A 9,551-nucleotide genomic window follows, 5' to 3' on the forward strand; every position below is an offset into this window, starting at 1 on the left:
CTTGTGGGTCAGCTCGGCCAGGGGGTTGGTCTGGTCCATGAACTGGCTCAGGGGGGAGGAGCCGAAGAACTCCTTGATGGCGGCGGTGACGGGGCGGATGTTGATGAGGGACTGGGGAGTGACGATGTCCAGATCCTGGATGGTCATCCGCTCCCGGATGACCCGCTCCATGCGGCTGAAGCCGATGCGGAACTGGTTCTGCAGCAGCTCGCCCACGCAGCGCAGGCGGCGGTTGCCCAGGTGGTCGATGTCGTCGGCGGAGCCCACCCCGTGGGCCAGGCAGTTGAGGTAGTTGATGGACGCCATGATATCGTCCACAATGATGTGCTTGGGGACGAGCTCGTCGATGCGGTCGCGGACGGCCTCCTTCAGCTCCTCGCCGGAGAACTCCTGCAGCAGCTCCTGCAGAACAGAGAAGCGCACCCGCTCGGTGACGCCGCACTCGGCGGGGTCGAAGTCCACAAAGTACTTCATGTCCACCATGTGGTTGGAGAACACCTTGATCTGCGTGCCCTCCAGATCCAGCACGGCCTCATTGACGCCCTTGGCGTCCAGCTCCCGGGCCTTCTCCCGGGTGAGCACCTCGCCGGGCTCGGCCAGGATCTCGCCGGTCATGGGATCCACCACTGGCAGGGCCAGGGTCTGGCCCGCCAGGCGGGACCAGATGGCCAGCTTCTTGTTGAACTTATACCGGCCCACCGCGGACAGGTCGTACCGCCGGGGGTCGAAGAACAGGGCGTTGAGCAGGCTCTCGGCGGAGTCCACCGTGGGGGGCTCACCGGGACGCAGCTTGCGGTAGATCTCCAGCAGGGCGTCCTCGTAGGTCTTGCAGGCGTCCTTCTCCAGGGTGGCCACCAGCCGGGTGTCCTCGCCGAACAGCTCCAGAATCTCCGCGTCGGTCCTGGGCCCCACGGCGCGGATCAGGCAGGTGATGGGCAGCTTGCGGTTCTTGTCAATGCGCACATAGAACACGTCGGAGGGGTCGGTCTCATACTCCAGCCAGGCGCCCCGGTAGGGGATGACGGTGGTGGCGTAGGTGATGGCGCCCGACTTGTCCTCGGTGCGGGAGTAGTAGATGCCGGGGGAGCGGACGATCTGGGAGACGATGACCCGCTCGGCGCCGTTGATGACAAAGGTGCCGCCCTTGGTCATCAGGGGGAAATCGCCCATGAAGATCTCCTGCTCCTTGATCTCCTCGGTCTCCTTGTTGCGCAGGCGCACCCGCACCTTGATGGGGGCGGCGTACGTGGCATCCCGGGCCTTGCACTCCTCCACGGAGTACTTGGGGGGCTCATCCATGGAATAATCGATGAAGGACAGCTCCAGGTTGCCGGCGTAGTCGGTGATGGATGCCACATCCTTGAATACCTCCCGCAGTCCCGTGTCCAGGAACCACTGGTAGGAGTTCTTCTGCACCTCCAGGAGGTTGGGCATATCCAGGATCTCCTCGTGGCGGGCAAAGCTCTTGCGGAGGGTCTTGCCGTAGTAGACGTCCTTGACCATCTTAGAAACAACACCTCGTTTTCGTAATGGGGAGTCCGCTGTGGGGCAGGGACTCCCGGCTGCTGCGGCTGCTTCGTGCTCCCGCGTCCGGAGCGGCGGCAAAGGGAATGTGCACACCCGGATGCGTGGATAAAACGTGAAAAAATTCTCTTGCGCTTTTCCTCCGCCCGTGGTATAGTGGGTGCAACATGGGAGGATATTGGGAAAAGCGCTATCGAAACGTAAGAGCGTTTTAGTATACCATGTATGAAGTGGAAAAGTCAACTGGTTTTTATGGAAATCTGGAGGAATCCAGATTTTTTTCATATCATCGCAGGTGCATGGGAGGGAGATGCGGCATGGCGGAACGCTATTTGGAGCAGATCCGGGCGATCATCCGGGTGTGCGAGGACACGGACGGAATCCTCATTGTGGATAAGAACGGCATCATTCGGGATCACCGCATCGCCATGAACTATTATTGGAAAGAGGAGGAGACGGTGGGCCACCACATCCGGGAGCTCTACCCCGGCCTGGATGAAGACAGCAGCACCATCCTGCGGGCCCTGCGGACGGGACAGGCCATCTACGACCAGCGGCAGGAGCTGGTGAACAGCCGGGGAGAGCAGGTGGAGCTGGACGCCACCACCATCCCCATCGTGGTGAACGGTGAGGTGGAGGGAGCGGTGGACTGCGCCCGCTTCTATGTGGTGGGCCAGCGCATTGTCCGGGGCGGCCGCCGGGGCGGCCTGTCCACCCTGGGACGCATCGTGACCCAGTCCCCGAAGATGGAGGATCTCAAGCGGCGCATCCGCTCCGCCGCCCAGCTGGACTCCCCGGTACTGATCTATGGGGAGACGGGCACTGGCAAGGAACTGGTGGCTGAGGCCCTCCACAGCGAGGGGCCCCGGGGCGGGGAGCCCTTTGTGGCTCAGAACTGCGCGGCTATCCCCAGCAACCTGCTGGAGAGCCTCTTCTTCGGCACGGAGAAGGGCAGCTACACCGGCGCCCTCACCCGCAAGGGCCTCTTTGAGGAGGCCAACGGCGGCACCCTCTTTCTGGACGAGATCAACTCCATGGACATCGGCCTGCAGGCTAAGCTGCTCAAGGCTCTGGAGGAGAAGAAGGCCCGCCGCCTGGGGGGCAGCCGGGACACACCCTTCGACGTGCGCATCGTGGCGGCGGTGAACGAGCCGCCGGAGGAGCTGCTCCGCTCGGGAAAGCTGCGGGAGGATCTGTACTACCGCCTGGGCGTGGTGCGGCTCAACCTGCCGCCCCTGCGGGAGCGTCCGGAGGACATCCCGCTGTTGACAAACTATTTTATCGAGCAGTATAATCGCTCCATGAAACGGAACATCCGCGGCGTGACCCCAGAGGTGGCGGAGCGGTTCCGCCGGTACCGCTGGCCGGGCAACATCCGCCAGCTGCGCAACGCGGTGGAGGGTGCCTTTGCCATTGCCCGGGGCGAGCTGCTGACTGCGGAGGATCTGGAGGAGAAGCTGGGCGGCGGGACGGAACAGCAGACCCGCCCGGCGGCCCCGGCACCGCCGCCGGAGGAGGGGATCTCCCTCAGCCAGGCGGTGGAGCGGTATGAAAAAGGGTTGATTCAGCAGGCCATGGAGCGGTGCGGCTCCATCTCGGCTACGGCGCGCAGCCTGGGGCTGTCCCGCCAGAATCTGAAGTACAAGCTGCAAAAATATGACCTGTAAAAAATTTTGCATCCGCAAAAAATTTTGACAATATTTACTTTTTAAGCGGCATCGAACAGGCCGCCGGAACCACTCTGTCAGGAGGGCAGCAAAGGCTGTATCCCCTGCGGGACAGAGGGTTCCGGCGGCTTTTTGTGCATGTTGACCGGTTTTGGCATGAAAATTGCAAAGATGCTATATAGAATTTGCCTGAGGGCGGGAAAGGAAGGGAATATATGAGAAGACTTTGGTATAACGGCAAGGTCGTGTCCATGGACGGGGCCATGACCCGCTATGAGGCCGTGGGAACGGAGGGAGACAAGCTGGTGTACCTGGGCACCACCGCGGAGGCCCTGGCCCAGAGCTGGGACGAGAAGCGGGATCTCCAGGGAGCCATGGTCCTGCCCGGCTTCAACGACACCCACATGCACATGCTCTACTATTCCATGTTCCAGAAGAATGTGGCCCTGTTTGGGGTGGACTCCATCGAGACCATCGTGGACCGGTGCCGGGAGCGGATTGAGAAAAACCATCCCGATTACCTGCTGGGCATGGGCTGGAATCAGGAGACCATGAAGGAGGGCCGCATGCCCACCCGGGAGGACATGGACCGCATCTCCACCGAGATCCCCGTGTGCATGCTGCGCACCTGCGCCCACATCGCCGCCTGCAACACCGTGATGCTGGAGCGCATCCGGGCGCTGAAGAACGTGGACTCGGAGACCATCAGCCACGTGGACTTCATCAACGGCCTGCTGCGGGAGGACGCCGCCCGCCTGTATATGGAGATCTTCCCCAAGGCGGACGACGCCTACGTGCGGGAGCTCATCGAGATCGGCCAGCGGGATCTCAACGCCGCCGGCATCACCTGCGTCCACTCCGACGATCTGAAGGTGATCGCGGGGATGGATCCCATCCACCTCGTCGGCCTGTTCCGGGAGATGGAGGCTGAGGGGAAACTGACCGTCCGGGTCTATGAGCAGTGCCTGGTGGATCAGGCGGACTTCGACCGCTTCCTGGCGGTGCGCAGCGACCCGGCCGACCGCACCAGCCTCTTCCGCACCGGCCCCCGCAAGCTGCTCCAGGACGGCTCCCTGGGCGCCAAGTCCGCCGAGATGATCGACGGCTATGTGGACGACCGGAGCAACCACGGCATCCCCATCTACACCGAGGAGGAGCTGTGCGCCTGGATCAAGGCGGCCCACGACCAGCACATGGACGTAGCCGTCCACGCCATCGGCGATCTGGCCTTCCAGAAGGTGTGCGACGCCATCTACAAGGCGGAGGAGGCCAATCCCTGGCCGGATCACCGCCACGGCATTGTCCACGCCCAGACCACCTCGCCGGCCCTGCTGCGGCTGATGAAGGTGCTGGGGCTCCAGGCCTATATCCAGCCCATCTTCATCGACGCGGACATGAACATCATCGAGGAGCGGGTGGGGGAGCGCCACGCCAGGGACTGCTACAACTGGAAGAGCATGGAGGATCTGGGCATCAAGGTCAGCGGCGGCTCCGACTGCCCGGTGGAGCCCTTCGACGTGCTGGACAACATGCGCGCCGCCATCACCCGGAAGAACCGGGCGGGCACCAAGACCTACCTGCCGGAGCAGGCCCTCAGCGTGGAGCAGGCGGTGCGCCTGTTCACCTCCGACGCGGCCTGGCCCAGCCGGGACGAGGCCGTCCGCGGCACCCTGGAGCTGGGCAAGCTGGCCGACCTGGTGGTGCTGGACCAGGATTTGTTCGACATCGACCCGGACACCTTCCCCCAGGTGAAGGTGCTGGAGACCGTGCTCAACGGAAATACCGTGTATCGCGCCTGAACGGGCGCTTGCGGAAGGAACCAAACACAGGAAAGGAGCCCTCATTATTATGAATGAAATGCTGGAAAAAGCCAAGGCTCTTCAGGCGCAGATCGTGGCGGACCGGCGCTGCCTCCACCAGATCCCCGAGGTGGGCGTGTACACGCCCAAGACGGCGGAGTATGTGAAGCAGCGCCTCACCGAGATGGGCATCGAGCACAAAGACTGCGGTGTCCACTCCGAGGAGGACCGGGAGAAGATGGTGTTCGCCGGCTATCCTGATGCCCCCACCTCCACCGGCGTGGTGGGGGTCATCGGCAAGGGCGGTCCCTGCATCCTGCTGCGGGCGGATATGGACGGCCTGCCCATGGAGGAGACCACCGGCCTGGACTTCGCGTCCAAGGGGAACACGGCCCACATGTGCGGCCACGACGCCCACGCCGCCATGCTGCTGGGCGCGGCCCGCATTCTGAAGGACATGGAGGATCAGCTCCCCGGCACGGTGAAGCTCATGTTCCAGCCCGGCGAGGAGATGGGCTACGGCTCCCGCACCATGGTGGAGGACGGCCTGCTGGAGAACCCCAAGGTGGACGCCGCCATGGCCCTTCACGTGGGCCCTCAGGTGGAGGTGGGCAAGCTGACCTATTCCCCTGGCGTGGCCTCCGGTGCCATGGCCACCTTCATCGTCAGCATTCAGGGCAAGGGCGGCCACTCCTCCGAACCCCAGAAGACTGTGGATCCGGTGAATATCGCCACCCAGGTGTGTTCGGCGCTGAACATGCTCATCCCCCGGGAGGTGGATCCCGATGCCTTCGCCACCCTGACGGTGGGAGCCCTCAACGGCGGCCGGGCCTCCAACATCATCCCAGACACGGCAGAGATCATGGTGTCCTTCCGCACGCTGAGCCCCGAGGCCTACGACCACCTGGTGGAGCGCATCCCTGAGATTCTGGAGCACTACATTAAGGCATGGCGTGGCACCTACTCGGTGCGGGTGCTCAAGACTCCCAGCACCGTCTGTGACGCCGGCTTCTCCGCCGAGATCGTCCCCTTTGTGGAGCAGGTTCTGGGCGAGGGGAACGTATCCGCCGCGCCGCCCATGAAGGGGGCCGAGGACTTCGGCCACGTGACCCGGCTGGTGCCCGGCTTCTATGCCTTCATGGGCGCCGGCTCCCCGGAGAACTACCCCCTGCACAACCCCAACATGGTGCTGGATGAGAGCGCCCTGCCTCTGGGCAGTGCCATCCTGGCCAATTGTGCCGTGGAGTGGCTGAAAAAGCGCGCCCAGGGCTGAGTGAAATACCCCTGTTCGGGGAAAATATGAGGAGGTTTTGAGAAATGGGTAATACGCTGAGAAAGAAAAAAGGCTTCAGTCTGCCCCACGTGTACATCGTCATCCTGATCCTGATGCTCATCATCACGGTTCTGACCTACGTGATCCCCGCCGGCTCCTATGTCCGCGACGCCAGCGGTGCGGTGGATCCCAACAGCTTCACCTATGTGGACCAGACCCCTGTGGGCTTCCTGCAGTTCTTCACCTCCCTCCATCAGGGCTTCGTGGAGAGCGCCAGCATCATCGGCTCCGTGCTGCTTATCAGCGGCTGCATCCAGATCATCAACATGACCGGCGCCTTCTCCGCCGGCATCCAGACCATGATCAAGGGCGCCGGCAACATGGGCATCGCCGTGGTGGTGATCTTCTTCACCATGTTTACCGGCCTGGGCGTCATCGGCTATCTGGATGCTCTGTACCCCTTCTACCCCATTATCATATCCCTGTTCATCACACTAGGCTATGACAAGATGGTGGGCACCGCGGTTATCCTGCTGTCCACCGCCGTGGGCTTCACCTGCGGCATGGTCAACCCCTATACCACCGGCGTGGCCCAGACCCTGGTGGGTCTGCCCATGTACTCCGGCATCGCCTTCCGGGCGGTGGGCCTGGTGGTGTTCTATGTCATCGCCCTGTTCTTCCTGCTGCGCTACTGCATCCAGATCAAGAAGAACCCCAAGTACAGCGTGATGGGTGAGAACTACCTCCAGGAGCAGACCGCTCCCATGAAGTTTGAGGAAGGGCTGGAGTTTAACGCCAAACGGGTGATTCTCATCGTCGTGTTCCTGGCCACCATCGTGCTCTCCGTGTTCGGCTCCCTCCTCTGGTCCTGGGGCCTGCCGCAGATCGCCGCCATCTACTTCCCTGTCACCATCCTGGGTGTGATCCTGTTCCGGCTGAACCCCTCCGAGGCCTGCGTGGAGTTCGGCAAGGGCATGGCGGGCACCATCGCCCCCACCATGGTCATCGGCTTCAGCCGGGCCGTGTCCGTCCTGCTCACCGAGGGCAACATCACAGATACTATTATCCATTCCGTGGCCGGCCTGCTGGAGGGCAAGAGCCCGGTCATCACCCTGCTGATCATCTACGCCTTTGTCACCCTGTTCAACTTCTTCGTCTCCTCCGGCAGCGGCAAGGCCGTGGTCATGATGCCCATTCTGGAGCCCCTGGGCCAGGTGCTGGGCATCAACCAGCAGGTGCTGGTGCTGGCCTATCAGTACGGCGATGGCTTCACCAACACCTTCTGGCCCACCGCCTCTCTGCTGCAGCTCTCCCTGTGCGGCATGGACTACGGACACTGGTTCAAGTTCGCCTGGAAGATCTATGCCTGCCTCATTGCCGCGGGCTTCATCCTCATTGTCATCGCCAACCAGATCGGCTACGGGCCCTTCTGATCCTCCCGTTTTCTCCCCTGGCAGGGAGGCGGAGACGCATCTGTCTCCGCCTCCCTGTCATTTCTGACGGGAGAGAGGCCCAAAGCCTTGCAAATTCTAGCAAAATTCTGCTTGACTTCAATTTTTCACTATGATATAATCCCAAATTGCGCAGGTATGCCTGCCGAAGGGAAAATTCTGCCCTGAAACAGGGCGCTTTTTCCGAGAAATCAAGGGATGGGAGGCGTTGCCGTATGCTGTCGGAGCTCAAGCAGGGCGCCAGGGTGGCCGGGGTCAAGCAGACCAGAAGGGCCATCGAGGACGGCAGGGCCGCCCGCGTCTTCCTGGCGGAGGATGCCGATCCCCGGGTCACCGGCCCGGTGGAGGAGCTGTGCCGGGAGAAGGACATCCCGGTGGAGCGGGTGTCCCAGATGAAGGAACTGGGCTCCGCCTGCGGCATCGCCGTGCCCAGCGCGGTGGCCGCCCTGTTGGCCTGATTTTAGCGAGGCGGTATAATTCACCACCGTTTCGTTAAAATATATTCTTTAGAAACCAAGAAAGGAGGAAAACCATGCCTACGTTCAACCAGCTCGTCCGTAAGGGCCGTGAGGTGGCCGTCACCAAGTCCACCGCGCCCGCCATGCAGAAGGGCCTGAACACCCTGCAGAACCGCATGACCGACCTGCCTTCTCCCCAGAAGAGAGGTGTGTGCACTGCGGTTCGTACCGCCACCCCCAAGAAGCCGAACTCCGCTCTGCGTAAGATCGCCCGTGTGCGTCTGACCAACGGGATGGAGGTCACCGCCTATATCCCCGGTGTCGGCCACAACCTGCAGGAGCACTCCGTGGTCATGATCCGCGGCGGCCGTGTCAAGGATCTGCCCGGCGTTCGCTACCACATCATCCGCGGCACCCTCGATGCCCAGGGCGTCAACGGCCGTATGCAGGGCCGTTCCAAGTACGGCGCCAAGCGTCCCAAGGCCGGCAAGAAGTAATTTTCTGCGGAAAATACTTGCACAACCCATTGAAGAAGAACTAACGCGCGTCAAGCGCAAGGCAGTTGTCCTTGCGAAAGCGCTTACCTATATAATAGGGGCGTTTTCCGCGGGGCACTGGACAAGCAGGCACTTGTCTTACACGGGGGCTTTTGAACAGCCTTCGAGTACCTATGAAATCATACTATGAAGGAGGGAAGCAAAGTGCCCAGAAGAGGAAACGTACCCAAGCGGGAGGTCCTGCCCGATCCTATCTACAATTCCGTCCTGGTGACCAAGCTGGTCAACAGCATCATGCTGGACGGCAAGAAGGGCGTGGCCCAGAAGGTCGTCTACGGTGCTTTCGACATCATCAAGGAGAAGACCGAGAAGGATCCCCTGGACGTGTTCACCGCCGCTCTGGAGAACATCATGCCGTCCCTGGAGGTTAAGGCCCGCCGCGTGGGCGGCGCCACCTATCAGGTGCCCATCGAGGTTCGTCCCGAGCGCCGCCAGACCCTGGGTCTGCGCTGGCTGACCAACTACTCCCGCGCCCGCAGCGAGAAGACCATGAAGGAGCGGCTGGCCGGCGAGATCATGGACGCCGCCAACAACCTCGGCTCCGCAGTGAAGAAGCGCGAGGACACCCACAAGATGGCCGAGTCCAACAAGGCTTTCGCGCACTATCGCTGGTAATAAGGAGTTAGAGTATGCCTAGAAAAGTATCTCTGGAGAATACGCGCAACATCGGCATCATGGCCCACATCGACGCCGGTAAGACGACTACCACCGAGCGTATTCTCTACTACACCGGCGTCAACTACAAGATCGGCGAGACCCACGACGGTACCGCCACCATGGACTGGATGGCTCAGGAGCAGGAGCGCGGCATCACCATCACCT

Annotated in this window: 8 protein-coding genes and 1 pseudogene; 8 read left to right on the plus strand and 1 reads right to left on the minus strand. The window is 62.0% G+C overall.

The window, feature by feature from the left end:
* Positions 1 to 1,503 (minus strand): annotated as a pseudogene (locus QZ378_RS10575) (DNA-directed RNA polymerase subunit beta); the annotation flags it as partial.
* Positions 1,504 to 1,841: 338 nt separating this feature from the next.
* On the opposite strand from QZ378_RS10575, the gene QZ378_RS10580 reads away from it, so the two are divergent.
* The 8 genes from QZ378_RS10580 to QZ378_RS10615 all read left to right on the plus strand — a co-directional run.
* Positions 1,842 to 3,191 (plus strand): sigma 54-interacting transcriptional regulator, encoded by a 1,350-nt coding sequence (locus QZ378_RS10580; RefSeq protein WP_191529669.1) that lies wholly within the window; start codon positions 1,842 to 1,844, stop codon positions 3,189 to 3,191.
* Between the two features lie 215 nt (positions 3,192 to 3,406).
* Positions 3,407 to 4,990, plus strand: a complete 1,584-nt coding sequence (locus QZ378_RS10585; protein ID WP_291258237.1) for an amidohydrolase — start codon at positions 3,407 to 3,409, stop codon at positions 4,988 to 4,990.
* Between the two features lie 49 nt (positions 4,991 to 5,039).
* Complete coding sequence (locus QZ378_RS10590) at positions 5,040 to 6,263, plus strand: M20 family metallopeptidase (protein WP_291258238.1); 1,224 nt, start codon at positions 5,040 to 5,042, stop codon at positions 6,261 to 6,263.
* A 44-nt stretch (positions 6,264 to 6,307) separates the two neighbouring features.
* Positions 6,308 to 7,696 (plus strand): TIGR00366 family protein, encoded by a 1,389-nt coding sequence (locus tag QZ378_RS10595; protein ID WP_291258239.1) that lies wholly within the window; start codon positions 6,308 to 6,310, stop codon positions 7,694 to 7,696.
* Between the two features lie 233 nt (positions 7,697 to 7,929).
* Positions 7,930 to 8,172: a ribosomal L7Ae/L30e/S12e/Gadd45 family protein gene (locus QZ378_RS10600; protein WP_087241995.1), complete on the plus strand. Its 243-nt coding sequence runs from the start codon at positions 7,930 to 7,932 to the stop codon at positions 8,170 to 8,172.
* Between the two features lie 74 nt (positions 8,173 to 8,246).
* The gene (gene rpsL / locus QZ378_RS10605) at positions 8,247 to 8,669 is read left to right on the plus strand and encodes a 30S ribosomal protein S12 (RefSeq protein WP_087241993.1); all 423 of its coding nucleotides are present in this window, start codon (positions 8,247 to 8,249) and stop codon (positions 8,667 to 8,669) included.
* A gap of 204 nt (positions 8,670 to 8,873) precedes the next feature.
* A complete protein-coding gene (gene rpsG / locus QZ378_RS10610) occupies positions 8,874 to 9,344 on the plus strand; it encodes a 30S ribosomal protein S7 (protein WP_191402890.1) in 471 nt (156 codons plus the stop codon).
* 14 nt (positions 9,345 to 9,358) lie between these two features.
* A partial coding sequence (locus QZ378_RS10615) for a GTP-binding protein (RefSeq protein ID WP_291258240.1) occupies positions 9,359 to 9,551 on the plus strand: 193 nt, incomplete at its 3' end.

This window comes from Flavonifractor sp. (genome assembly GCF_019422385.1).
Taxonomy (GTDB): domain Bacteria; phylum Bacillota; class Clostridia; order Oscillospirales; family Oscillospiraceae; genus Flavonifractor; species Flavonifractor avistercoris.